Source organism: Rhodococcus sp. KBW08, assembly GCF_003852455.1.
In the GTDB taxonomy this organism is placed as follows: Bacteria; Actinomycetota; Actinomycetes; order Mycobacteriales; family Mycobacteriaceae; genus Rhodococcus_F; species Rhodococcus_F baikonurensis.
This window is the reverse complement of record NZ_QAJJ01000005.1, coordinates 24,569-49,339: the sequence shown is the minus strand read 5'-3', so window position 1 is coordinate 49,339 and position 24,771 is coordinate 24,569. Positions and strand designations below refer to the sequence as shown.

Annotated in this window: 26 protein-coding genes and 1 tRNA gene; 16 read left to right on the top strand and 11 right to left on the bottom strand. The window is 62.5% G+C overall.

What is annotated here, in order from left to right:
- Positions 1–34 precede the first annotated feature (34 nt).
- Positions 35–1,564, top strand: a complete 1,530-nt coding sequence (locus tag DBV08_RS05830) for a glycosyltransferase family 39 protein (protein ID WP_240952572.1) — start codon at positions 35–37, stop codon at positions 1,562–1,564.
- Here DBV08_RS05830 and DBV08_RS05825 read toward each other — a convergent pair whose 3' ends face one another.
- The 4 genes from DBV08_RS05825 to DBV08_RS05810 all read right to left on the bottom strand — a co-directional run bounded on the left by DBV08_RS05825 (position 1,565) and on the right by DBV08_RS05810 (position 4,899).
- A complete protein-coding gene (locus tag DBV08_RS05825) occupies positions 1,565–2,413 on the bottom strand; it encodes an ABC transporter permease (protein WP_095969511.1) in 849 nt (282 codons plus the stop codon).
- 36 nt (positions 2,414–2,449) lie between these two features.
- Positions 2,450–3,337, bottom strand: a complete 888-nt coding sequence (locus DBV08_RS05820; RefSeq protein WP_095969512.1) for a glycosyltransferase family 2 protein — start codon at positions 3,335–3,337, stop codon at positions 2,450–2,452.
- On the bottom strand, positions 3,330–4,172 hold the full coding sequence (locus DBV08_RS05815) for an ABC transporter ATP-binding protein (protein WP_095969513.1): 843 nt from the start codon (positions 4,170–4,172) through the stop codon (positions 3,330–3,332). The genes DBV08_RS05820 and DBV08_RS05815 overlap by 8 nt, the downstream gene beginning before the upstream one ends.
- A gap of 157 nt (positions 4,173–4,329) precedes the next feature.
- On the bottom strand, positions 4,330–4,899 hold the full coding sequence (locus DBV08_RS05810; RefSeq protein WP_124566823.1) for a bacterial proteasome activator family protein: 570 nt from the start codon (positions 4,897–4,899) through the stop codon (positions 4,330–4,332).
- A 132-nt stretch (positions 4,900–5,031) separates the two neighbouring features.
- Here DBV08_RS05810 and DBV08_RS05805 point away from each other — a divergent pair, with 132 nt between their 5' ends.
- The gene (locus DBV08_RS05805; RefSeq protein ID WP_124566822.1) at positions 5,032–6,234 is read left to right on the top strand and encodes a cysteine desulfurase-like protein; all 1,203 of its coding nucleotides are present in this window, start codon (positions 5,032–5,034) and stop codon (positions 6,232–6,234) included.
- A gap of 15 nt (positions 6,235–6,249) precedes the next feature.
- Here DBV08_RS05805 and DBV08_RS05800 read toward each other — a convergent pair whose 3' ends face one another.
- Positions 6,250–7,239, bottom strand: coding sequence for an NAD(P)H-quinone oxidoreductase (locus tag DBV08_RS05800; protein WP_124566821.1), 990 nt, complete (start codon positions 7,237–7,239; stop codon positions 6,250–6,252).
- Here DBV08_RS05800 and DBV08_RS05795 point away from each other — a divergent pair.
- The 12 genes from DBV08_RS05795 to DBV08_RS05740 all read left to right on the top strand — a co-directional run bounded on the left by DBV08_RS05795 (position 7,238) and on the right by DBV08_RS05740 (position 18,144).
- Complete coding sequence (locus DBV08_RS05795; RefSeq protein WP_124566820.1) at positions 7,238–8,476, top strand: alpha-hydroxy-acid oxidizing protein; 1,239 nt, start codon at positions 7,238–7,240, stop codon at positions 8,474–8,476. The genes DBV08_RS05800 and DBV08_RS05795 overlap by 2 nt on opposite strands.
- A gap of 128 nt (positions 8,477–8,604) precedes the next feature.
- Positions 8,605–9,030, top strand: coding sequence for a MarR family winged helix-turn-helix transcriptional regulator (locus DBV08_RS05790; protein ID WP_020968140.1), 426 nt, complete (start codon positions 8,605–8,607; stop codon positions 9,028–9,030).
- A 50-nt stretch (positions 9,031–9,080) separates the two neighbouring features.
- Positions 9,081–9,170 (top strand) — tRNA-Ser (locus tag DBV08_RS05785).
- Between the two features lie 100 nt (positions 9,171–9,270).
- Positions 9,271–10,491 (top strand): site-specific integrase, encoded by a 1,221-nt coding sequence (locus DBV08_RS05780; RefSeq protein ID WP_124566819.1) that lies wholly within the window; start codon positions 9,271–9,273, stop codon positions 10,489–10,491.
- A gap of 580 nt (positions 10,492–11,071) precedes the next feature.
- Positions 11,072–12,952, top strand: a complete 1,881-nt coding sequence (locus DBV08_RS05775) for a hypothetical protein (RefSeq protein ID WP_124566818.1) — start codon at positions 11,072–11,074, stop codon at positions 12,950–12,952.
- A gap of 781 nt (positions 12,953–13,733) precedes the next feature.
- Complete coding sequence (locus DBV08_RS05770; protein ID WP_124566817.1) at positions 13,734–13,943, top strand: hypothetical protein; 210 nt, start codon at positions 13,734–13,736, stop codon at positions 13,941–13,943.
- Positions 13,940–14,119, top strand: coding sequence for a hypothetical protein (locus DBV08_RS05765; protein WP_124566816.1), 180 nt, complete (start codon positions 13,940–13,942; stop codon positions 14,117–14,119). Before DBV08_RS05770 ends, DBV08_RS05765 begins: the two co-directional genes overlap by 4 nt.
- Positions 14,119–14,829: a hypothetical protein gene (locus DBV08_RS05760; RefSeq protein WP_124566815.1), complete on the top strand. Its 711-nt coding sequence runs from the start codon at positions 14,119–14,121 to the stop codon at positions 14,827–14,829. Before DBV08_RS05765 ends, DBV08_RS05760 begins: the two co-directional genes overlap by 1 nt.
- On the top strand, positions 14,826–15,497 hold the full coding sequence (locus DBV08_RS05755) for a hypothetical protein (protein WP_260395326.1): 672 nt from the start codon (positions 14,826–14,828) through the stop codon (positions 15,495–15,497). The genes DBV08_RS05760 and DBV08_RS05755 overlap by 4 nt, the downstream gene beginning before the upstream one ends.
- Positions 15,490–16,320, top strand: a complete 831-nt coding sequence (locus DBV08_RS05750; protein ID WP_124566814.1) for a hypothetical protein — start codon at positions 15,490–15,492, stop codon at positions 16,318–16,320. Before DBV08_RS05755 ends, DBV08_RS05750 begins: the two co-directional genes overlap by 8 nt.
- 59 nt (positions 16,321–16,379) lie before the next feature.
- Positions 16,380–16,754: a hypothetical protein gene (locus tag DBV08_RS05745; RefSeq protein ID WP_124566813.1), complete on the top strand. Its 375-nt coding sequence runs from the start codon at positions 16,380–16,382 to the stop codon at positions 16,752–16,754.
- Positions 16,755–16,782: 28 nt separating this feature from the next.
- Positions 16,783–18,144, top strand: a complete 1,362-nt coding sequence (locus DBV08_RS05740; RefSeq protein ID WP_124566812.1) for a TraM recognition domain-containing protein — start codon at positions 16,783–16,785, stop codon at positions 18,142–18,144.
- Between the two features lie 64 nt (positions 18,145–18,208).
- Here the strand turns inward: DBV08_RS05740 and DBV08_RS05735 are convergent, their stop codons facing one another.
- The 5 genes from DBV08_RS05735 to DBV08_RS05720 form a co-directional block, all read right to left on the bottom strand.
- Positions 18,209–18,715, bottom strand: a complete 507-nt coding sequence (locus tag DBV08_RS05735) for a hypothetical protein (RefSeq protein WP_124566811.1) — start codon at positions 18,713–18,715, stop codon at positions 18,209–18,211.
- 27 nt (positions 18,716–18,742) lie between these two features.
- Positions 18,743–18,892: a hypothetical protein gene (locus tag DBV08_RS32235; protein ID WP_185564474.1), complete on the bottom strand. Its 150-nt coding sequence runs from the start codon at positions 18,890–18,892 to the stop codon at positions 18,743–18,745.
- Positions 18,893–18,962: 70 nt separating this feature from the next.
- Positions 18,963–19,373 carry a hypothetical protein gene (locus tag DBV08_RS05730; protein ID WP_124566810.1) on the bottom strand — a complete coding sequence of 137 codons (411 nt, stop codon included), beginning with the start codon at positions 19,371–19,373 and terminating at the stop codon, positions 18,963–18,965.
- Positions 19,357–21,084 carry a hypothetical protein gene (locus DBV08_RS05725; RefSeq protein WP_124566809.1) on the bottom strand — a complete coding sequence of 576 codons (1,728 nt, stop codon included), beginning with the start codon at positions 21,082–21,084 and terminating at the stop codon, positions 19,357–19,359. The genes DBV08_RS05730 and DBV08_RS05725 overlap by 17 nt, the downstream gene beginning before the upstream one ends.
- Before the next feature lie 14 nt (positions 21,085–21,098).
- Entirely contained in the window at positions 21,099–21,635 is a 537-nt protein-coding gene (locus DBV08_RS05720; protein ID WP_124566808.1) for a hypothetical protein, read from the bottom strand.
- A gap of 1,289 nt (positions 21,636–22,924) precedes the next feature.
- Here DBV08_RS05720 and DBV08_RS05715 point away from each other — a divergent pair.
- Together DBV08_RS05715 and DBV08_RS05710 are read left to right on the top strand one after the other, a co-directional pair.
- Positions 22,925–23,290, top strand: coding sequence for a helix-turn-helix domain-containing protein (locus DBV08_RS05715; RefSeq protein WP_124566807.1), 366 nt, complete (start codon positions 22,925–22,927; stop codon positions 23,288–23,290).
- Between the two features lie 95 nt (positions 23,291–23,385).
- Complete coding sequence (locus DBV08_RS05710) at positions 23,386–24,177, top strand: DUF6924 domain-containing protein (RefSeq protein ID WP_124566806.1); 792 nt, start codon at positions 23,386–23,388, stop codon at positions 24,175–24,177.
- 187 nt (positions 24,178–24,364) lie between these two features.
- On the opposite strand, the gene DBV08_RS05705 is transcribed toward DBV08_RS05710, so the two are convergent.
- Positions 24,365–24,676: a hypothetical protein gene (locus tag DBV08_RS05705; protein ID WP_124566805.1), complete on the bottom strand. Its 312-nt coding sequence runs from the start codon at positions 24,674–24,676 to the stop codon at positions 24,365–24,367.
- Between the last annotated feature and the right edge of the window lie 95 nt (positions 24,677–24,771).

The following is a 24,771-nucleotide window of genomic DNA, read 5'->3' as shown; positions in this document are numbered from 1 at the left end:
CCTCCCGCTGGGGCAGAGGTTAGCCCAGTGGCGCTTGCCGGCTCTACTGGGGCTCACGGCTACCGTCGTGGGTGTCGCGTGGTCCGGTCGTCCGTCGTTCTGGTGGGACGAAGCGGCGACGGTCTCGATGGCGGACCGATCGATCCGTTCGACGTTGGCCACCCTCGGACACGTGGATGCGGTCCATGGGCTCTATTACGTGCTGATCCACTGGTGGTTTCAGGTTTTCGGGGTATCGGAATTCTCTGCGCGAGCACCGAGTGGGCTGGCAGTCGGAATCGCGACGGCAGCGTTGGTTGTGCTGGCGCGGATGTTCGGGGGTACCAGGCTCGGCGTTATTGTCGGCGTGACCTTCATGGTGCTTCCCCGAGTTACCTGGGCAGCCACCGAGGCACGCTCGTATGCAATGGTGCTGGCATTGTCCACGGTCACAATGCTGGTGCTGGTGTGTTCGCTACGAACGTCGAAGCGCGCGTGGTGGATCCTGTACGGCTTGTTGGCTGCTGTCTCTGTAGCGCTGTTCCTCTACAGTGCCGCGCTGCTACTGGTACACGCTGTCATCGTGGTGTTCGGCGCCCAGGTGATTCCGGAGGCGGATTCGAAGCGGAGTCGCTTCAACGGGTTGTGTTTTGTCGGTGCTTCCGCGTCCGCGGTCCTGCTTGTGTCCCCGTTGATCGCCCTGTCGCTCGGACAATCGAGGCAAGTCAGTTGGATACCACCGCTGGACCGGCATATTTTCACGACGATTGCCCTTGACCAATGGTTCCTTTCGAGTCCCTTGTTTGCTGTCGTAGCGGGGATCATCGTGCTTTCAGGGACGGCGGGCTATTTCTTCGCACGCAGTCGGTGGACTGTCGGGGATCGCGGTGCGTCGACTGTCGCACTGGTGTGGATTTTGGTCCCGATGGCGCTGTTTCTCGTGTATTCGTTCGTCCTGGGAAACATCTACATCGATCGGTACGTCATATTCACTGCGCCAGGTGTGGCGTTGCTGCTGGGTGTCATGATCAGCCGCCTGACGTCGAGCTGGGTCCTGGCCTCGGCGGCGATGATACTTCTTGCTGCGGCGTCGCTACCTTCGTACGTCAGCCAGCGAGAGCCGTGGGGAAAATCGGGTGGGATGGACTACAGCACGGCTGCGGATTTTCTGAAAGCCAATGCGAATGCGGGCGATTGCGTCGCGTTCCAACCGGTGGTGTCCTGGGCGCCGAGTTCGTTGCATGCTATCGCCGAGGTGCGGCCCGACTCGATCGAAGGTTTGCGAGATGTCGGCCTCGAGCATGATGCGAACTCGATCGACGAGCTATGGGATTCCGAATATTCAGTGGACGAGACGGCCGAGCGGGCACAGGGCTGCCAGACCGTGTGGGTCGTCACCGACGGTGAGCGTCAGAGCTATGAGGCACTACTTCATACGGCCAATGTCGTGTGGAATTTCGAGCCATTCCATTTCATCGACACGGAACTGTTCACGCAACTTTCAGAGCGAGGGTTCGTTGTCGAAACAGCGACACCGCTGAACCACCTACAGATCGTGCAGATGGTTCCTTCCACACACAGGTGACTACACCCAGTACGCGACGCGTGAACGGTAGTTGCGCATGGCCAGAAGTGCCAGGCCCCACCCGACGACGGTGACGGCGAGCACGATGACCCAGTGGTATAGCTGCTGGTCCCCGCCCAGGAGCGGCGTTCGCACGATGTCGAGGAAGTGATACAGGGGATTGAGCTCCGCGATTCGTGCTCGTTCAGCGTTGGCTGTGCCTTGCAGTGACTTCTCGGTCCAAATGATGGGAGTCATGAAGAACAAGAGTTGAACGACGCTCGCGAGCAACGGGCCGATGTCACGGTACCGAGTGGAGAGGATGCCGAAAACCAGGGAAACCCACACGGCGTTGATCGCGATCAACGCCAAAGCGGGAATGAACGAAAGATCCGTCCAGGACAGCTGTTTCGGGAACACGATCAAAATGACGATGTAGATCACGAAGTTGTGGGCGAAGAGAATCAACTGGCGCCAGACCAGCCGATACACGTGAACGCTCAACGGCGTGGGTAGTTGTTTGATCAGTCCCTCGTTGGAAATAAAGACTTCGGCGCCCTCGAGGATGGCACCGGAGATCATGTTCCACACGATGAAGCCAAGAGTGACGTACGGGAGGAACTCCGCGATGTCCAGATTGAACAATGACGAGTAGAGGATGCCCATCGCGACTGCAGTGGTGCCAGTGGCGATAGTGATCCAAAACGGTCCGAGGATGGATCGTCGGTAGCGCTGCTTGATGTCCTGCCACCCGAGATGGAACCACAGTTCACGATGGCCGAGACCCTCGCGCAGATCCTGGATTGCTCGCGCGAACGTGCGGGACGCCGGCGCTATGGGGGCCTTGTCGGCAAGGGTTGGGGCAGACACAGCCGCCAAGCCTACTCGGTCGCCGAGCGGGCCCGATCAGATGCGAGAGAAGCGTTCGGATCTACCCAGCTTGCGTAACCTCTTCCACTCACGCAGTCCGGAGACGTCACGCCTGGTGACGAGGAAGTACCAACCGAATCGCACCCATTCCTGTGGAAGGAGCCGTCGCATCCCGGGTTGCGAGAGTAAATAGCCACGGTTGCGATAGGTGTAGAAACGCTTGGTCTCGTTGTCCGGGTACTGCGTATGCATGCGGCCGCCGAGAATGGGTTTGAATTCGTCGGCGCCGTCGGGGTGCAGGTACGCAGTCTGCAAGCATGTGCCGAACCGAAGTCCTGAACGGATCAGTCGGCGATGGACCTCCACCTCGTCGCCACGGACGAAGAGCCGCAAATCGGGAACGCCAACGGTCTCGATCGCTTCCGCGGTGAACAGCGCACCGTTGAAGAGGGACGCGATTCCCGGGAGTAGATCACCTTCACCCAGCTCGCTACGTCGTCGACGCCATTCGACCCCACGACGCAGCGGGAAGGCCAGCTTGTCGGGTTCGGAGATGTCGCAGACGACGGGAGATACCTCCGCCAGGTTGTGACGAATTGCGCAATCGAGAAGCGTCGAGAGTACCTCGGGTCCCTCGGGGCGGCCGTCGTCGTCGGCAAGCCAGACTCGGTCTGCACCGAGCGACAATGCCAGCAGCATTCCGAGGGCGAAACCACCGGCGCCGCCGAGATTGTGTGCCGACCCGATATACGTGGTGGGGATCGAGCAGTTGTCCACGAGCGTCCGGACATCGGATTCGTCGGCGTTGTCGACGACGACGAGATGGTCGAGTGGGCGCGTCTGGGTTGTGAGTACTTTCAAGGACGAAGCGAGAAGTTCACGACGCCGATGAGTGACGACGACGCCGATTATCCGCTCAGGCATCGTCCGAGCTCGCTTCGGCAATCGCCGATGCCGCGGCATCTTCGCGTTCCATTTCGCGAATCACATGAGCGACGTGGTCGCCGGCATCGTTGCCCTCGTACGCGCGGACGATTTCTTCGATTCCACCGGACTGTCTGACCGTTCCGTGATCGATCCACATCGCGCGGTCGCACAGTTGCGCCAGAAATTCGTTCGAGTGGCTCGCGAAAACCAAGATTCCAGATCGTTTGACGAGGTCTTGGAGACGGGTTCGCGCCTTCTTCATGAATTCTGCGTCGACGGCACCGATGCCTTCGTCGAGGAGCAGGATCTCCGGATCGATGCTGGTCACCACACCGAGCGCCACTCGGACCCGCATTCCGGTCGAGTAGGTACGAAGCGGCATCGAGAGGTAGTCGCCCAACTCGGTGAAGTCTGCGATCTCATCCATTTTCGCGAGCATCTGTTTACGGGTCATTCCGAGGAACATTCCGCGGATGATGATGTTTTCGTATCCCGAGATCTCGGGATCCATACCCACCCCAAGATCGAAGACAGGGGCCACGCGGCCACGAATTGTGGCTGATCCGCGAGTCGGCTCGTAGATCCCGGACAACAGTCGGAGCAATGTGGATTTGCCTGCACCGTTGTGGCCGACGAGTCCGATGCGGTCGCCTTCCTTCAGGGACAACGTCACATCCCTCAAAGCTTCGACGACAACGACGTCGGAGTCGTTTCGTCCGATTGCGCCGCCTGCACGACCGAGGAACGCCTTTTTCAGCGAACGCGATTTCGCGTCGAAGATCGGGAAGTCGACGCACGCTCCGCGTGTTTCGATGCTGACGTTCTCGGTCATTCTGCTCCTTGCATCCGGTGGAGCGCCTGGTTGGGCGGGCTCCCCGGTTCGGCGTCGCCGGGATTGAATCCGCTCAGTTCGCGGAGTCGGGCACGAGCACCGAGCCTACCGGGGCGCAACACCGTGAAGACTTCAGCTGGGGACGCAGCGCTGCCCGTTACAGATACTGGCCGGTTCCCGGGCTCTGTTGGTCTGGATGCGCAGGCGAATGCGGAGCCCCGATGCTCATGCCGGGAGGCAGTGCGCCTTGACGCATTTGTTCGAGCTGAGCGCGCGCTGCCATCTGCTGGGCGAACAGTGCGGTCTGAATTCCGTGGAACAGTCCTTCGAGCCAGCCGACGAGTTGGGCCTGCGCGATGCGCAGTTCGGCGTCGGAGGGAATGGAGTCGTCGGTGAACGGGAGGCTCAGTCGCTCGAGTTCTTCACGGAGTTCGGGTGCCAGGCCCTGTTCGAGTTCTCGGATGGACGACGTGTGGATGTCCTTGAGGCGCTTACGGCTGGCGTCGTCGAGCGGCGCGGCGCGCACTTCTTCCAAGAGTTGTTTGATCATCGTGCCGATTCGCATGACCTTGGCCGGCTGCTCGACCATCTCGGCGACGGACTCGGCTTCTGTTTCCGCGCCTTCGGTGGTGCCGGAGGTGGCGGCTTCTGGCTCGGCAGTCGGCATCGCGACGGGTCGACCGTCGGGTCCGATAACGAGTACCTGCTCTTTGTCGGGGTTCGTCATGCTTCCATCTTGTCGTGTGTGGGCGACAAACGCCGCTTAACCCCCGAAAAGTTAGCTATCGAATAACTGTACTGGCGGGTAATTGGGTGACTGCCTTCGACTAAGCGGGCGTCTGCACCTAGAGTGTCGAGCATGGCTTACGACGTTGCCCGCGTACGGGGGTTGATTCCCTCACTCGGTGACGGCTGGATCCACCTCGATCCGCAGGCCGGAATGCAGATCCCGGACGCCGTCTCGCGGACGGTCTCCACCGCGTTCCGTGCCTCTGCATCTTCTTCTTCCGGTCGCCACGTCTCGAACCGTCGTAGTGCTGCCATTCTCGAGAGTGCGCGCACCGCTGTCGCCGATCTGGTCGGCGGAGATCCTGCGGGAGTCGTTCTCGGATCAGACCGAGCGGTGTTGTTGGCTTGGCTCGCCGAGTCGCTGAGTTCGCGGTTGGGCCTCGGAACCGGTCTGGTGCTCTCGCGCCTCGACGAAGAGGCGAACGTCGCGCCCTGGCTCCGTGTGGCCAGTCGTTACGGCGCTCAGGTGCGATGGGCCGAAGTCGAAATCGAAACGTGCGAGCTCCCGAGTTGGCAGTTCAACGATCTCATCACCTCGACTACTCGCTTGGTGGCCCTGACGGCCGCGTCGCCGATCGTCGGTTCGGCTCCGAACGTCCGTGCCGCAGCTGATCGTCTGCACGAATTCGGTGGGCTGATGGTGGTCGACGCCGTCGGCGCAGCGCCATATGCGCATGTGAACATGGCTGATCTCGGAGCGGACATCGTTGCCGTCAGTGCGCCGTCGTGGGGCGGTCCGCAGGTGGGCGCGCTCGTCTTCCGTGATCCCGGACTGCTCGACCGAATTCCGGCCGTGTCGCTCAATCCGTATGCACGTGGCGCCGAGCGACTCGAGGTGGGCGGTCATCAGTTCGCGCTGCTGTCCGGTCTCACGTCGTCGATCGATTTCCTCGCGGGCTTGGACGAATCGGCAACGGGAACCAGGCGTGAGCGCCTCGAAACCTCGATCAGCTCGCTGCAGGACTACCAGGACGGTCTGTTCGATCACCTCATGCGTTCTCTCGCAGCCCTGCCCAACGTGATGGTGATCGGCGGCGCACCCACGCGGGTGCCGACGCTCAGCTTCACGCTCGAGGGGATGGCGGCAGACAAGGTCGCGGCGCACCTGGCCGACAAGCGCATCGCGACGGTCAGCGGTACGCACGGTGGTTCCAGGCTGCTCGACGCACTCGGTGTCAACGACGAAGGCGGCGCGGTCACCGTCGGCCTCGCGCCGTACACGACTCGGTACGAGATCAATCAGCTGGTCGCCGAACTCGGCGCCCTGGGCTGATCGACCCCGCTCGGCTCACGTGACGGTGAGGATGACCTTGCCTACGGTTTCCGGCGAATCCAGCAATTTATGGGCTAATGGTGCCTCGGCGATCGGAAGTTCGGTCGACACGATCGGTTGAACCGATCCGTCGGCGATCAACGGCCACAACTTCGCACGGACGTCGGCGACGATGTCCGCTTTACCGCCGGGTCCGGTGAGCGGACGCCCGCGCAGGCCCGTCGACGTGATGTTTCCGCGCTTTCCCATCAGCTTGGCGATGTCGACTTCGCCCTTGCGGCCACCCTGCATTCCGATGATCACGACGTGGCCGTCCATGGCGAGTGCGTCGACGTTGCGCCCGAGGTACGACGCTCCCATGTTGTCCAGAACCACGTCGGCGCCGTGGTTGTCGGTGGCTTCGGCGAGTGATGCTACGAAGTCGCTGTCGCGATAGTTGATGAGAATATCCGCGCCCAATTCGCGGCAGCGGTTCAATTTGTCCTCCGAACCCGCGGTAACTGCGACGCGGGCGCCGAGGGCTTTGCCGACCTGGATGGCGTGGGTGCCGATTCCGCCGCCACCGCCATGGACGAGGAGGACCTGTCCGCGTCGTAGGCCGCCGCGCATCACGACGTTGGACCACACCGTGCACGCAACTTCCGGCAGTGACGCTGCGACTCGGAGATCGACGCCCGCGGGAACCGGGAAAAGTTGTGTTGCCGGGACCGCAACCTTCTCGGCGTAACCGCCGCCGGCCAGCAGTGCGCAGACTTCGTCGCCGACGGACCAACCGGTGACGTCTTCGCCGAGTTCGACGATCACGCCCGAGCATTCGAGGCCGAGGATGTCACTCGCGCCGGGCGGCGGCGGGTAGAAGCCTTGGCGTTGGAGCAGGTCGGCGCGGTTGACGGCGGTCGCGGCGACCTCGACGAGTACGTGCCCGCGAAGCAGTTCGGGATCGGGTTGCTGCGCCCATTTCATGACCTCGGGACCGCCGGGCTGATCGATCGTTATGGCGTACATGGATACGACGCTAGCGAATCTCCCCGCTGACGCGTGTTTTGCCGCTACCGTCGCGGACGTGACTTACTTCGGGAACATGCAGAACGAGATCTATCTGACGGGACTGAGCGGCGTGAAGCCGGCTTTGCCGATGACTGCGGCGGGCTTGGAAGATGCCGCGCGCGAGCAACTCTCACCAGAGGCTTTCGGGTACATCGCCGGTAGCGCGTCGACCGAACGGACCGCGGTGTCGAATCTGCGTGCGTTCGACAAGCATGCGATCGTGCCGCGGATGTTGCGGGGGACTGCGGCGCCGGACGCACGCGATCTGAGCGTCGAGGTGTTGGGGACGCGGTTGGCTGCACCGATCCTGACGGCTCCGGTGGGCGTGCTCGGCTTGGTCCACGACGACGCCGAGGTTGCGGTCGGTTCGGTCACTGCCGAGTTGGGGATCGGATCGATTCTCTCGACGGCGGCATCCTCGACCATCGAAGACGTAGCGGCGGCCTCCGGCGAGAACTGGTGGTACCAGCTGTACTGGCCGGCCGACGACGAACTTGCGGAGTCGTTTGTCCGCCGAGCGGAGACGGCGGGCGCGAAGGCTATCGTCCTGACTGCCGACACTCCCGGTATGGGTTGGCGTCCAAGGGATCTCGAGCTCGGTCACCTTCCGTTCCTGCAGGCGAAGGGAATTGCCAACTATCTGTCGGATCCGGTGTTCCGCGCAAAACTGGCCACACCTCCCGAGGAGAGTGCAGAAGCCCTGCAGATCGCGGTTCTGACGTGGGTGTCGTTGTTCGGCAATCACGCGGTGCGGATCGCGGATATCGCGAAACTTCGCCAGTGGACGACACTTCCGATCGCGGTGAAGGGAATTGTCCATCCCGACGACGCACGTGAGGCCGTTGCGGCCGGCGCCAACGGCATTGTCGTGAGCAACCATGGTGGGCGTCAGGTCGACGGGTCGATTTCGGCGCTCGACGCTCTCGGTCCCGTCGCTGATGCGGTGGGGCATGAGGTGGACATCCTGATGGACTCCGGAATTCGTTGTGGCGCAGACGTAATCAAGGCTCTGGCCTTGGGTGCCGACGCAGTGCTGTACGGGCGGCCGTGGGTGTACGGGTTGGGATTGGCCGGAGCGGACGGAGTGCGTCATGCATTGCGCAGTCTCCTGGCCGACCTGGATCTCACCATGGGGCTGGCGGGGCTGGCATCGGTCGCCGAAATCGATTCCTCGATCCTCATGTCCAATTCGTGACTTTAGGGTGAGTCTTACTGTGACGGGCGGACACAGGTCTAAACTTGGAACCTGTGACAGCTGAAGCGACAACCGAGGAGACATCGCAGGCGGCGCACGGTGAGACACCGTGGCTGACGCCATGCGAGATGCGTGCATGGCGCGGTTACATGGACGGTAATCAGCGCCTCATGGAGGTTCTCAACCGCGAACTGCAGGATTCACACGACCTGTCGTTGGCCGATTACCGCATTTTGGTCATGCTCTCGGAGTCAGCTGACGGGTCGTTGCGGATGAGTGACCTGGCAGACGGCGTGCTGTCTTCGCGGAGCCGCCTGACGCACCAGATCAGGCGGATGGAATCTCAGGGCATCGTCGTGCGCGACACTTGCGTCGAAGATGGTCGCGGCGTGCTCGCGCGGATCACGGAAGAGGGTAGGCGTCGCCTCGCCGAGGCGGCACCTACTCACGTGGCCGGGGTTCGGAACAATCTGGTCGATCTGCTGACTCCCCAGGAACTGGACGTGCTGGCAGACGTCTTCGAGAAGGTCGACAAAGCCATCGGCGAGCGCTGACTCTGGAGCCGTTTTCGCGGTCCGCGGGAACACCCGATAGGATCGCCCACGGAAGCGTGGCAGAGCGGCCGAATGCACTCGCCTTGAAAGCGAGCGTGGCGTTAAACCCACCGGGGGTTCAAATCCCTCCGCTTCCGCCAAGGTCAGGGGCGGTTTTCAAATAACCGCCCCTGACGTCGGAAGATCCGACGCCGCACTGATGTGACACAGGTATGACACGCAGTCGTTAGTATCGCGACCGTGGCCTTGAGAAATGGCGTCAAAAAAGTCGAACTGCCCAGCGGGGACATTCGGTACCAGGTCCGGGTATGGGTGCCTGCTCCAGACGGCGCGCGAGTTCAGCAGCGCAGGAGGTTCGAGACCTCGAAGGCTGCCGGAGAGTTCCTCGACGACTTGCAAGACAAACTCAAAGAATCGGCCGCGCAGGCTGCGGCGGACGAGGCCGGGGTCGTCACGGTGACTGACGCTGTCGAGCGCTGGCTAGCCGCGCAGCGGATCAACCCGACAACGCTCGCGGCCTACACAGCAGCGCTCGCCCCGCTGGTTGAACGGTTCGGCAATCGCGATGTGCGGACGATCAGTGACAACGAGGTTGAGAAGCTCGTACAAGACCTGGCTAGTGGTGTCGGGCCGGGCGGGCGGAAGTGGAAGAGAACCTCGATCAATCCGATGCTCGCGCGTACCAAAGCCGTCTGGAAGGACCTCGAGCGGCGCAACGTGCTGAGTGAAAATTCCATCCAGTTCATCAAGCCGCTACGAAAGAAGGATGACACCGACACCTACGAGGGCGCGCTGGACTTGTCCAGCCGACTCAGTGAGGCCGAGGTTGCCCGGCTAGTAGCGATGCATTCCAGGGAGCATTTGCCTTTGGTCGGCGGCCCGCGGTCGCCTCAATATATGGCCGTTGCCCATTCGCCCATGGTCCACTTGGCGCTGATCGGACTGCGACGCGGCGAACTCGCCGGACTGCGATGGAGTGCAATCGATTTGGAAGCCGGCCGCATCACGGTGGCCATGCGGACTCGGGTTCGTGTCACAGGCCGCACGATCGATCAGAAGAATGGCAAGACCGCCCGCGCGCGGCGATCATTGAAGCTGCCCGCATCGGTACTGACCATTCTGCAGCGCACGCTGGAACGGCAGAAAATAGCCGAGAAGCGAGCTGGTGAAGCGTGGGTCGGAGAACGAGATCTCCACGTGCTCACACACTGGGACGGCAGTGCAGTAGCACCCCGGACTCTCAATGACTGGTGGAAAGAGGCGCTGCGGTACGCAGGGGTGGATCACCGCAAGCTCCACGCTGCGCGTCATACCGCTGCGTCGCGGTTAATTGCTGCGGGGGCAACGCCATCCGCGGTCGCAGCGTGGCTTGGCCACGCAGACGGCGGGACATTGGTGTTGCGGACATATGCCCACACAGACGTGTCTGAAGTGGACGCTCTGGCAGAAATGCTCGGTTGAGGTTTCCCTGCCGCAGCCGAATTTGGATCATTCTCTGATCGCCGGCGAAGTACTCAACTGTAGAAGTAGTGTTATTCGAGCGAGTTATTCAACGACGGCAATGACCTGCGAAAATGGGCGATCCCGAGTTTGTCCAACGAGTTAGTCGCACGAAACCTGTTCTCGCAAAAGGGAATTCAGCTTGCTCCGCGGCGCTCTGGCCGTTACGGTATGGGCGTGGATGACACAAGCGGCACCGCTGGCGCACATGGAAATTCATCCGATTTGCCACGGTTCGTGAGCGCACGGGATTTTGCGGGATCGACTGGCATACCGCTGCGCACGCTGCAGCGACACCTGGTTCGGGGCCTGATTCCGGGCGCGGTGCGCGTTGGCCCGGGGACAAAATGGCGAATCCCCGTACATGCCAATGCGTTCGGAACTATCCGCGCCTGACTGCTGTATCCCCCATGGCCGCCATTTAGCCGACAAATTGAAGAACCCCCGGCACGTTTAGGCCGGGGGTCTATCGAGTTACCAGCTCGATCTTATCCCCGAAGGGATTGTCTTGACGGACAAGCCCAGGGTACGTCGTGCCCTGATGAAGATTCAACAACCAGTTTTCTCGCGTGTCGGACAGCCGGCACCGGAGACTGTGTGGAAACAGCTGTCTCCACTTCTTGCTGCGCGTCGCTCGATGCGTCTGTGCGGCACCGACGGAAAATTCGACACCTCACGCGCTCTGACGACGCGTCTACCTGCCTTTCCCGCCGCGGTTCCCTTGTACAACGCCCGCGGCCGCACCGTGGTGCTTGCCCTCGACTTCGATGCCAAACGCCACGGCTCAGCCCAGGTCGACGCCGACGTCGCGCGAGTTCTGGCCTGGCTGAATGAATGTGGCGGCCGCGCTGTCACCGACACATCCACCAGCGGCGGCCGCCACATCCTGGTTCCGCTTGCCACCGACACACCGCTCCGCGTCGACGACGTGCGACTGCTCCTGTCCTTGCTCGAAGCCCGGCTACCGACCTTCGACAAGACCCCGATGCTCGGGACCGCGCACGGCTGCATCAGCGTCCCGGGCTCGCGCTGCCGCGAAGGTGGTTACCGCCAGCTCGACGGCACCCTCTCGGAAGCCGTCGACGCATTCACGTTGCGATCAGAGCGCGGCGTCGTTGCCCGCATGGTCGCTCTCCTCGGCGGCGTCAGCAGCGAACACCGTCGCGGACGCCGTAGTGCCGTCGCCACGGTTGCTGCTTCTCTGTCTTTCGCGGACAGGATCATCGGCACCGGAGACAGCCGGCGACTCGATCCGAGCTACCGCCGCAACTCCCCCGTTCCCGCCGCTGTCGAGTTGTTCACCCGCGCCGGCGAGATCGACACAGACCGCTGGCCTACGCCGTCCGAGGCTCGCCAATCTGCGATCGCGCACGCCGTCCTCCGTGGCGCCAGCGCCTCTGACCTGCAGGCCGCGCTGTCCACCGAGTCGTTCGCCGGACTCCGCCACGCCTACTCCCGGTACGGATCATCGACAGCGATCGCGACAGCCCTCCGACGAGATGTCGACAAGGCCTTGGCCTGGGCAGCAAGTGTTGGACCACAATTCCGCGATGTCACGCACAAGAACAAGCACACAGGGGGGGAGGGTTCTTACGGTTGCTTTCGGAACGATCCGATCCGTAGGAACTGGCTTGCCGCCGCACAGGTTTGGATAAACCAGGAATTTCCGGGATCCCGCCAACGCCCCGTTCTGCTTGCAACCGTGCAAGCCCTCGCTTACAGCTCTGCTCTGGCCGGAGAATTGGTCGAGGGTGTACCTGTGGTGGCTGTTGGAGGCCGCAGCCTGTCCCACGCCGCTGGGCTGATGTCCGAATCCACAGTGTGGAGTGCATTGCGGCTGCTTCGCGATACACCGGGCTCGCCAGTGCTTCGAGTGGCTCGTGGAGCAGGTCAGCTTGCCGACCGGTATGCCCTAACCACTCCCGCAGCGGGTCGCCGCCCCGATCGAGTGGCGCTGGACCGCGCACATGTCGCACCAGTTCATGCGAGCTGGAGCGTGCTCGGCCTGCGAGGACGCGGAATCTACGAGCTGGTTCTCAACGGCCAAGTCAGCACCGTCCACGATGCGCTTGCTGCAGCGCAGCTGGGTTCCTCAGCCGGATACGCGGCCCTGGCGGACCTGCGGTCCGCAGGTCTGATCACGCTCGAGCGTGGTGTCCTTGCGGTCGGTGAACGCACGCTCGACGACGTCGCTGCCTCAGCGGGCATCGACACCATCGTCAGCGAAAGAATCACCCGGCACCGCGCCGAACGGGTGCTCTGGCAGACCTGGCTCGAGATCCGATTCTCGACGCCCTCCGAGGCCGACCTTGCAGGCCCCAGGGGGTTCGAGGTGACGGGATGGGGCGCTCCGGACATCGACGTACGCGATGCCGAGCTCATGTGGGCAGCGACGATGGCCGCAGGACCACCTGATGACTGACCCACTTTTTGCAGCTGAGCCTGGTTCACTGCCCTGACAGAGGCCGACCTGGCCATCGGTCGAGGTAATCGCAGCTGTCCCGTCACGCCCCGCCTCGCATGCCAGAAGAACGAATAAATCTGGCGTGGCTCGTGTCCGGTCCCCGGCTTACCTCCGTGACTCGGGCGTGAGGGTTCAGCCCCGTACGGCGTGACTGGCTGTGGTCCGGGGAGGTCTGGGCGGAGGTAGTTCATGGTGTGGGGAGCTTGGTGACATCCCATATGGATTCGGCACGTCGTACCTGAGTGGCGAGGCGCGCGCCGTGACAGCAATACGGCGATACAAAGGCGATATATGCGGCAGTGTGGTGGCCGTACTACGGACTGGATTCGCGTATTGCCGGCCCCAGGCTGCACGTTCGACAGTTGACCCGTCCCTTGAGTGACTGCATTGCAGTCGGCTGGGCGGCTTTTCAGCTGGCTCGACAATTGGGCTGTCTCTTGAGTGACTGTATTGCAGTTAGCTGGGCGGCTTTTCAGCTGGCTCGAAAGTAGAGTCTCGCCAAATAGGCCTGCGAGGCAATGCTTTTCGATGTTTCATTCCAATTCATGCTGTTGCAGCTTCATGTCCTGTGCGACAGCGTTATTCGTCTATCTACTTTCGTGACGCAAACCTCGCTATAGTCGCAGCTCCGATCATGATTTTGGTGACGTCACCATCCGATATGTTCGTAATCAGTTGTGCCTAAACATGTTTCGTGTGCCATCCTGAAGGTGCGTCAACATGTGAAAGGGGGTCGAAGATGGGCATGACCAGTAAAGGCCCGCGAACCAGGGTTACAAGCCGGATCCCCACCGAGATTTACGCGATTCTCGAGGATCGTCGACGCCACTCGGTCGCGGCGACATCGCTCAGCCAGTTCGTGTCGGATGTGCTCGCGCTCTACGTCGGCCGGCCGGATCTGGCGGTCGAGCTGACGGAGTCGGGAGAGATGAAAGGACGGACGAAATGAGCAAGTCGAGCAGGCCGCCGCTCCTCGCCCGGCGCTGGATATGGCTGGTCGTCGCGGTTATGGCGATTTTCCTCAGCGGCGTAGCAGTGGGCGCGGGTGCCAAGTTGACTCACGACGCCGAGGACAAGTGCGGCGCAGCAGCGAGCGCGATTGTCGTGATTGCGCGGGTGGCTTGATGTCGGATCCGCACCGGACGCCGGAACGGGCGGCGTGGGTGCTCGCCCATGCCGGCCGAAATCCGGCCGCCCGCAGACGCGGCGAGCAACTCGCCTCGAGGGCGCGCCGGGCAACGCGGTATGAGGCCGGCGTCGGTGATTCCGCTGTCGGCGAGGTGGTGACACCGAATCGTCTGCACCGACGCATCTACGCCGCTGACGATCACCGGATCGCTCGGGTGCTCTGGGCCTGTGCCCGCGAGGTCGGCCGGGCGCTTGCCGCCGGTCCGGGCATCGCCGCAGCGTGGGGCGCATATTTACTGTGGTGGCGCCAGGTCGCCGCTTGGGGGCCGCTGCGGTGGAAACCGGTCGCGTTCGCCGCTGCCGTGGCCGTCCCCGTCCTGCTCGCGGCCGTCGTCGCGGTGGCCTGGATGGACGGCGGTGTGCCACTGCTGGCCTGGTACGCAATGGCACAGGTCATGATCGCGGTGACTCGGCTCTCGTGGCTCAGCCGAGCCTACGGATGGGAGGCCGTGAGTCCGATCGAACGCGCTGCATCGGGTCCCCGCGTCGCTCCGATCCGAATCATGACCGGCACCGAACCGCCACTGCCCATGACGCCGTCAGCACAACCCACGAAACGAGTCGTGATCCGCCGCAAAGTCCTGCCCACAACACCAACCCCCGCACCGATCCCGATCATCGTCCGGAACGAAGGAGACGACCATTGACGAACCAGCCCCCGATTCACGTGAATGTCCAGAGCGGCGCGGGCGAAGTGATTCGCATTGCTGCAACGCTTTTGATGTTCGGCGGCGCAGGCGCACTGGCGTGGGCCGTGGCCCAAAACGGATACGCAGAGTTAGCCGGAACCGGCCTGACGGTGATGACTGTCCAGCTTATAAAAATGATGTGGATATCCGGTTTGATCGGCCTGCCGGCCAAAAGTTCCAGCAGTGAATCCGAAGACTCCGACATCAAATCGATCCGAAGCTTCGTCGCCGCGAATTACCGCGTTCTCATGAAGTACCAAAGCGATTCACCCGCGCCCCGCATGGTCGCTATCGCCTTCACGTACGCCGTGGCGTTCTTGATTCTTCGCGCCGGAATGATCAATGCACTGAGCATCTTTCAAAATATGATCATTGCTGGTGGTGCGGCAGCGATCCTCGGCTCGATCGTCGTCATGCCGAAGCTGCTCCCGAACGTGATCGGCACTCTCAAGGCCAAGGGCGTCGTTCGAGCAGCCCCCTTAGCTGCACCGCAGCCACCCACAGCTCCCATCCCCGAACCCGCGCCTGCACCGCGGCCGCCCACAGCTCCCATACCTGCGCCGACACCTACCGTCAAACGCGTCGTCGTGCGTAAGAAGAACACCGAAGGTGGAGCTCATGCCTGAGCAATTCGAATATTTCGATGAATACGGCGACCCCATCGACCCCAGCGAACTCGACGGTCTCGAAGGTTTCGATTACGAAGTAATCGACGAGCCAGTCCCGTACACGTCGCCGACTAGCCCCGACGCTTCCGATGCGACTGTCTCGAAGAGCTCGAAAGGCATCATCGTCGTCGCCCTGGCCGCGGTGCTGCTCGTCGGCGGCGGCGCAGCGTTTGCCTTCTCGCAGGTCGGCAATCAAAACACCGTCGATGACGTCAAATCGTCGGCCGAGACCAAACGGCAAGAAGTTGCCAAGGGCGTGCGCCCTCCACTGGACGCATGCGACGGATCGGCCCTCAAGAAGGCAGGTTGGGAGCGAGGAGAGGGCACACCGTCGCTGCAGTTGGCAGTGGTGAAATCCGTCCAGCTTCCGGCCGGGTTCGCCGATCGGACGAGGGTCTCGAACAATCCGCTCGCAGACACGACAATTCTGCAGTTCGGCGACCGCAGTCTGGGCGTCTACGAGGAGAATGCAGACGCGGAATTGGGCGCCGGACGCTGGTGGAAGGTCACGGTCGCCACAGTTCCGGAACTTGCAGTGACCGGCGAGGCTGAAGGTCCGGGCGGCGACATCGACGCCGCCACAGCCTGCAAAACCGTGATCGGTGGCGTATATCGCGTTGTAGGAGAAGGCATTCCGTCCAGAGCGCAGGAAATGCAAGCCGATCTGGTCAATGTGAGCGCCCTCAAGGGCGATGGCGCCGAACCGACCACGGTGTGGGCGGTCGCAGGCGATCGACTCCTCGAAACAACCTTGGAGTACACCCCTGACCCTGATGAATGAACGATCGTACACATCACTCGAGCATCGCCCAGATACACCGAAACCCTAAGGCGCACACAATGAACGCAAAGCACATCGTCACAAAGATCACTCTCACCGCATTCGCAGCATCCGCGATTGTCGCCGCATCGGCCGGCATCGCATCAGCCGCGGTTTCCGAAGGTCCGTACACCGCGAAGGTGTTTCCGCTGGCGCCCCTGATGTTCCTGCCGGGACTCACCGCAGAGGTCGGCCCGCAGCTCACTGCAGAGGTCGGTGTCCACGGTGACACCCTCACCATCGCAGGCCTGACCGGACAGATCACCGCTACCGCCGATGGTGGAATCGCCACCATCGCAGGACAGCGGATCGTACTGACGCAGGTAGCCGGCGAAGACAGCTATTGGATCAGCACCGAAGGCCAGTCGATATTGGGTCAGCTCAACGCGCGCTGACACAAAAACGACGACGTAAGGAAACCAAATGAGCTTGTATCGCAAGGAAACCGGACTATACAAGCCGAAGCCGACGCCGTTCGGTGGATTTATCGACGGTCACCCCGCCGCCTCGGGTCCACATTTGCTGGTCAGTGGTCCCTCAGGCGTCGGTAAGTCTCGGAGAGTTTTGGCTCCTGGAATCGTGATGTGGCAAGGGCCCGTGGTGGCGATTTCGTCGAAGCCGGACCTGATCGACTTGACCCTCGAGAAGCGCCTCGAGGGTGGCGGCCATGGTTGCACTTACGTTCTGGATCTGTCGGGCGAGGTACCCGACTCCGTCCTTCCGGACGGTGTGGAGAAGATCGTCATCGATCCGGTCGCGCTCGTGACGAATGACGACGAGGCTCTGGACCTATCGTCGGTGTTGATGAAAGCGGGGTCGGCGGGCGCGTCCAGTGCAGCGAAGGGTGATGAAGGTTCTGCCTTCTGGGAAACGCTTGCGACTGCACCTTTGGCGGGGATTCTGCGTGCCGCAGGTGCGGACGGTATTGCTTGGGCGCGGGCGGCTGTGGGCAGGGCGGAGTCCCGCGATCCCGACGACGTGGAACAGCCGTGTTGGGCAAATGCGATCAGGCGCCTCGAATTGATGGGTGCTGTGATGCTCGCGGAGGACTTGGACAGTGCGTCGCAGCTGGACGACAAGATGCGTGACAGTGTGTGCGTGACGATGAAAAGCGCCCTTGCGCCCTGGTGGCGAAGCACTGTCATAGGGCGCGGGGAGCGTCCGTTCGTCCCCGCGATGTTGGAAAAGAGTCGTAGCACCTTGTACATCGTCGCTCCGGCGACCGGCGTCGCCGCTGGTGCGGCGGTCGCGTGCGTCGATGCGATCAGTGCGCATTGGCGGGCGGGGCAGACGAGGCCGAAACCGTTGGCGCACTTGCTGATTGTCTGTGACGAGTTTTGCAATACTTTGCCGTGGGCGAAGGCTCCTATCGTGGTCACGGAGGCGCGTGCGATGGGCATTTCGCTCTTGATCGCGGTACAGGCCACGTCGCAGTTCGCACGCCGCTACGGCCGCGACGGAATGGATGAGTTGCGGGATGTTTTTCCGTCGATCCTGGTTCTGACGGGCGCTCCGGAGCGAGAGATTTTGGAGAAGGCGGCGTGGGCGCACGGCCGCAGTGAGCGCCACAAGGTCACTACCGACCACAACGGTCACCAGTCGCAGTCTTCCGAGATCGTGGATACCTTCCACGGCAGCGATCTTCTTCCCAAAGACATCAATCACGGGCGGTTGCTGCGAGGTGCACGGGCTGCGGACGCGGGCAATCCCGCGGTTCGGGAAGCCGGATTGGAAGTGGATTTGATGGACATCAGCAAACTGCCCATCGAATTTGTCTTTGTCTGACCGCACGCGAGCAAAAAGCAGAACCCCGGCACCTTCTGGTCTCGGGGTCAGCTTTTTGCTGTGGTTACCGTCCGAGAGAGGGCGTCTCTCGGTCGCGCTGTTGACGCTGGCGCTGACGTTCGATTGCCTGATCGTACAGCGGGGTTCGGGACTGTTGCGCTGCTTGCGCGGTCTGCTTGGTGTTCTCGGTCGCTGTGTCCGTGAGGGCGCGTTCTGCCAGTTCGCGTTCGTGTCGGCGGATCGAGGCTCGTTGGGTTTTTGCTTTCGCGGCTTCGGGGGTGCCGAGTGCGGCCTCGCCGAACTTCTTCGTGACGGCCTTGTCGCCGCCCTCGGCAAGGAGGCTTTTGATTTCGGCGACGCGTTCGTGGTCGAGGGCATGGCCCTTGCTGGGGTCGGCGTTTTCCGTCTCGGTCAGCGCCCGTGTGGCCTCGGCGAATTCCTTTTCCGCTCGCTCCGCGTTGTCCTGTGCCCAGTCTTTGGCTTCCTTTTGGCGTCTGGCGTTGTCGGCGGCCGTGGCGAGTTCGTCAGCTTTCGCTGGTGAGGTTCCTGTTTTTTCTCGATCGTGGTCCATCGTGTTGCTCCTTGTCGTGGGGATCGGTTAGTCGTCCAACCATTTGACGTCGATCACGTTGCCGATCGAGTGCAGATGGTCGATGGCGGTTACTGCGTGGTCGAGGCAGGTGTGCTGCTCTGCCCAGATGCTTCGGTGGCCGGCCTTGTGGGTGTAGGTGATTTTCGCGGCGCTCACTGCGCCGCACCGTTTGCACTTCGGTTTCGCGGCCTCCACTTGTGCCCTGAAATCGTCGAGAACTCCCACGTCAGCGCCAGTCGAGGTAGATTCCTGCGAGTTTCTTGCCGCCCCGGTAGATCCCGTAGCCCAGTGCGGCGACTACGGCGAGGGTCGCGGCGAGGATTCCGAGACGACCCCATGCCGTGTCGGCGGTTTCGAAGCTGGTCCAGGCCCAGCGGCTCAGTGGCCCGACGCCGAAGACCTCTGCGATCGGGATCACCAGCAGCCAGAGCAGTACCGCGACGACGGTGTACGGGACAGCCACCAGGGCCAGCCGACTCCACGCGGTGCGGTTGAGCGAGCTGGTGAGCTTGTCCGCGGTGACCATCGCCTCACGCAGCTCTTCTGTGATTCCGATTTCTTTGGCTGCGGTAGCGGTAGTGATCGGTTGCATCCGGGCTGCCGCTCGGCTCATCGCCGTGTCAACGGCCGTAGTCACGGCCTCGGTCAGGGTTACCGAGAGGTCGGGGTCGGCGTGGTGGGGTGGACGGTTTGCCAGTGTCTTGGTTGCGGCGGTCAGTGTCTCGTGGTTGTTTGTCAGCGTCTCGACTGCTGCGGCCAGCGTCTCGATCTGGCTGCTGTTGTCCGTTGGCAGCGGGGTCGCCACCAGGACGCCCACGCTTTCCGAGATATTCTTCTGCGCGCTGGTCAGCTGCTCGACGGACGTTTTGAGCTCGGCGATCTTCAATTGCAGCGCTACTAATTCGTCCGGGTTCGGTGGGTCGTTGCTCTGCAGCGCCGCCAGTCTCGCGTTCCGGTCCTCGGTTGCGGTCATCGGTGGTCCTGTTTCTCTCGATACGAATTTGTTCGTCCAATGCCCGCCCGGTCCAGGCTGCTCCCAACCGCTCCGTGTCCATCGTGAACTGCCCGCGCCCGTCGAGTGCGGCGATGCTCACGGTCGGTTCACCGGTCCGGCCCTCGACAGTGATGCCGTAGTCGAGTGATGCGGCGATGAGTCGGTCCCGGTCGGTGACCCAGGGGTCCGCAATTGTCTTGCGAAGGCCTTGGCGTGCTCGTTCCTCGTACGTTTCGCCCGCCTGCCGAACTTTCTCGGCGTACGCCTCGAACTCCAGGTCCCACGGTGGCCGGCCGTCCGATGTCAGGTAGATCGGCACCGGTCGATCGGTGGTGGGCGGCGACGGTGGCGCCATGATCAGCTCGGGAGCCGCAGGTTCGATGCCCTTCGCACGTTCGGCTGCATTGATTTCGCATTGCTTCTCGACGCTCGCTTTCGTGTAGTCGGAGCCGAGGCCCGTCTTTCCGCGTGCGCGAGATTTCATCTCGGCGCCGTCTGCTGCGATCCAGGCGTAGGACACCCCGGATGTGCCGGTCACCCGGGTTTGCACGCCGCTCGCCTGGAGCCGGTCGGTGTAGTCATCCCAGTCGTTCGCGAGGGCGCGGGCTTCACGCAATTTGGCGCGCACCGCGTCGTGAGCGGAATAGCCGGGACCGTCCGGATCGGCGCGCCCGGCGTAGTCCTTGCGTGTCACGTTCTCACCGAGGTGTGACACAGGTCGGCCGTCGCGGGCCGCTGCCGAGTGGCGACGGCAGGCCTCGACATAGGCGGCATTGTCGTAGCCGAGTTCGCGGCGGATTACGCGGTTGTTCGTTCGGCGGAGGTGGTAGATGTCTTTCATGTGGCCATCGATTGCGCGACCGGCCGCGTAGTGGAGTCGGGTCTCAGCGCCGTCGACGCCGATCCGGAGCAAGGTCGCTTCTCGCTCGGACACCGACGCAATCTGGCAATGAGAGTGCCATTTGCCCGGCACCCAGACGGCGCCGTCTGCGTTGTCCTCGTACCGGCCGTTGTCGCGTTGCGTGGTCAGTTTCGCTTGGTGACCGGGGAACGCTTCGGCGATGAAGGCCCGCACCATTTCGTGCTGACGGAACCCGGCTTGGATGTCGAGGGGGTCGGCTTCCTCGTGTGTTTGGCTCACGATCACGTGATAGGTCTCGACCTTGAGGGACTGTTTGCCGAAGGTCTCGCGAGTGCGCCGCATGTCGGCGATGAACGTTTCCGTGGAGCAGTCGCCCAGCGTTGATTCGAACTCGACCCGTCGTTTGAAGCCCTCCGGGGCGTGGAGGTCATGGGCGGGGGAGCTACTGAGATATAGATCCAGCGCGGTTGCATTTCCGGCTGGACTGATCATCGTAGTAGCCATAGCTATCTGTCAGTGACTAGCGATTCGAGAGCGGCGCGAATAGCGCGCAGCTCCGCCAAGACTTCCTCGTGGCGGTTGTTGAGCGCGGCCAGCTCGTCGCCGTAGGAGTATGGAAGTTCGCGGTAGGTGTTCAGGAATCGCGCCTGTTGATTGAGGTTGTTGCCGATGGCCGATTCTTGTGTGGCGATTGCTGCGAGTTGATCGCCGATAGGGGCAAGTTCAGCCGCGAGAGCGGCGCGCAGTTTCGGGTCCACTTCTCGGGCCTTGCGGCCGAGGTAGGCGTCGACGGCGGCGGCGACCACCACTGATAGCGATTGTTCTCCGGCGCGCTTTTCGAGCTGCGCGCGAGTGCCGGGGCGCGGCCGGAAAGCGATCGGCCCCTCCTTCGTTGTCGGCCGACCTATGCGGGGCTTGCGCCCCGCACGCTGGGTCGGATGCGGACCCTGTGGGTCCGCATCCGACACGATGACAGGAACGGTCGGGGTGCCGGAATCGAGAGCCTTCGGCTCCGATCCGACACCACCGCCCATCCCCGTCATCGTGTCCCCACTCCCGACGGGCGCGGTCCGCTCCGCCGTGATCGAGAGCCTTCGGCTCCGATCCGGCGTTGCCTCCCACTCCCGTCGTCCATGGTCATGTGACGATCGTACATGGCTGGGTTCTAAGGCGGCGAGTGTCCCGGATGTAAACATGAACGCTTCGCGTCCTTGTTTTCATCCGTGCTCGCCAAGGAGGGCTTCGCCCGTCCCTGGACCCTCCCGAGGGCACCGCCTGGCGGCGGTTGTCGCCTCGCCCCGCGTTGCGGCGAGGAGGCGCGTTGCACCAGGCCGCGTTGCGGCCTGGTCGCCCGGAAACGGTTCGCTGGCGCGAGCGTTTCCGCGTGGCCGGGCGGAGCCCTCCCCTGGGGCCGGGGGAGGCTTGCCCCTCTATCTGCGGTCGGGGTTGGTGCGTGGCCCCGGCCGTTGAGGGAGTGGCCGTCCCCGGATGTCCGGGGCGGTGTCAACGATGTCCGGGGCGGTGTCAACGTCGGATGAAAAGTGATCGGTGATGGTCGGACGATGCGTGTCGCGCGCTCAGAGTCGGCAGGCCGCGAGTTTCTGCGGGTGACTCGTGTCCGGAGCTAAGGGCCGGAGGGGAGCCTGCACCGGCCTGAACCCGGCCGTGAAACCAGAACCGAGGGCGATGAGGAAGTGGGCCATGGCTCATCTGTGGGATCGGCCGAAGCGAGGGTTCTCGGACGTAGCCGCGAGAGTCAGGTCGAGGGACACCTGATCGAATATCTACGAACAGGCGTCAGAACTCGCCATGAGTTATTCTGTAGTTAGTAGATGAATGGCGCGGACGCTTGCGGTATTGCCGCCCCGAATTACTGGGGTCGCGGCCGCTGCTTCGGCCCTTAAGTGACGGTATAAATGCACGCACTCGCTAGCCGACCGCACTACGGTCACTCAACCGGCTCTTACATGACGGTATAAATGCACCGGCTGGCCCGTTGGTAGCACTGCAGCCACCTAAGAGCCACCTACGTGGTCATGTAGATGTCGCAGTACGTCCGTTGACAGCACTGCTGTCACCTAAGAGCCACGTTGGTGACGGTAAGACGTACTATCGCGCGCCGCTGGCAGCACTACGGCCATTGAAGAGCCAGTTGTGAGGATGCACTGAGGCAACCAAGGCGAACTATCTGGTCAATGGTGTTGTTTCTCAAATGCTTTGGATTAGCGTCTGCGCCGTAGTGATACCACTTGATTTCACGCGCGTCTGCGATTGAGTTCAACGGACACCGAGCGGTCCGAGCATGGAAGTTCCAGACAGAAGGAGATCACTGATGATCGAACAACCGGGCAAGACCCGATTCATTCGCGGAAATGATCGCATCGACCGACTGGTTGCGGACCCGTTGATCGCCGACGATGTCGCCCGCTACGCGGCCGAGCGGGCGGAAGTGAACCGGATCTATGCGCAAGGCCTCGCGGACATCCCTAAGGCTGGCAAGCTGACCCAGACCGAAGTGGCGAAGATCCTCGACACCGATCAGGGCACGGTGTCGAGGATCGAGAATCGGGACGACCTGCTGCTTTCGACCCTGCGCCAGTATCTGGCTGCGACGGGCGCGCTCCACGCGAAGATCGTCGCTGAGAAAGAAGGTGTCGAGATCACCCTCGACCTCGACAGCTTCGCGCCGTCGGCATGACCAGTACGCGCCGGGTTCGCTGGATATCGACGGTGCTGTCAAGCTGGGAGCTCTCCGTCGACATACGATTCGATTGACTGCGATTGGAGACGCTCGTGACCTTCCCCGACGTCGAGGTACCCCTGTTCCGGCTCGATTACAGCGATGACCAGACATGGCACAAGGTCGTGCGGGAAGCTCTCGGTCCGGCATCCGATCGCACGGACCCGCTGACCATTGTAGAAAGCCCCGAATTCAACGGGATAGATATCGACGAACTGCTGGCGCGCCTCAACGAGGACGACCCGGGGTATCAGTTCTTCGTGGTCGCCGATGCTTCAACACTCGTGGATGCGGACCACCCGTTCACCGTCATCGCCGCCGCCAACCCTCCCGGGAGATTGCCCGTCTCGGCCCACACTTTGTCGGACGTCGTAGCAAACCTGTGGATCAGCAATCTCGACTTCGAGGACTACTCTGCGGCGGCTGACTCGGACGGGGTGTACAGGGCAACCCAGCCACAGCTCACCGAGCCTGAGGAGCAGATGACGGAGGTCGACGACATCATCGAGGCGATGGGCGACGGCCCGTGGCCCGGGGCGCTCGAGGAGTTCCGAGTCGGCCTGCTGGATTACCGTGCCCGGGCAGGATTTCGTGTGTTCACTTCCCTCGTCGATGCCCGCCGGGTGTACGAGATCAGCTCCGAGCGCCCCATTTCGGCGTACTCGAAGTACTGGGACGTGTACGGACACGATGAGTACCTCGACGCGCTTCGCGAAGGCGGTCAGCTGCTGGCATTCAGGTTCGATCTGATGACCGGACACCGCGATAATCACTGGAGTGCGATTCTCGACCCGTCCAGCCTCCGTGTGCTCGGCGCCGAGCGGTGGATCAAGCACTCAAGCTAGGTCGCATGACCAGCCGGAAAGTGCTGCGTCGCTTCGGAACGGCGCCATCGCCTGGACAACATTAAGGCTAACTCCGGCGGTGCAGCGGCGGCACTGATTCCCGGCTGAGCCGACGGTCATGCCGGTTCTGTAAGCGCGACTCCGGTCGTTGACGGTCGAGAATCCAGCAGCAGCACCAGCGCAACAGCTAAGGCGAGTCTGTCACTGTCAGGGAGAACGGGTCCGAGTTCATGGGGCCGTTGCGCGCGATGACGTGAATTGTTTGATCGTCGGCAACGTCGAACTCGCGCGGGAGAAGGGCGAGAAGCCAAGGTGTGCCCCGGTAGCGGATGCCAGCTGCGAGGGTGTGCATTCCAGCGTCGACTGACAGAGTCGTCGCCTTGCCCCAGCGGGTCGGGTGCTCGACGCCGTCCAGGACTAGGACGGGACGCGCCGCGACCCACAGATAACAAGCATTGACCCAGTGCCCACGCACCGTGACCACGATTTGACCGCTCATGTTGCAACCTTATCGATTTCGACTCCGCTGATACGGCGTCGTCACCGTTCAAAAAGAACAACCCGCCCCCTGAGTGTCGGGTGCGGGTTCTTGGG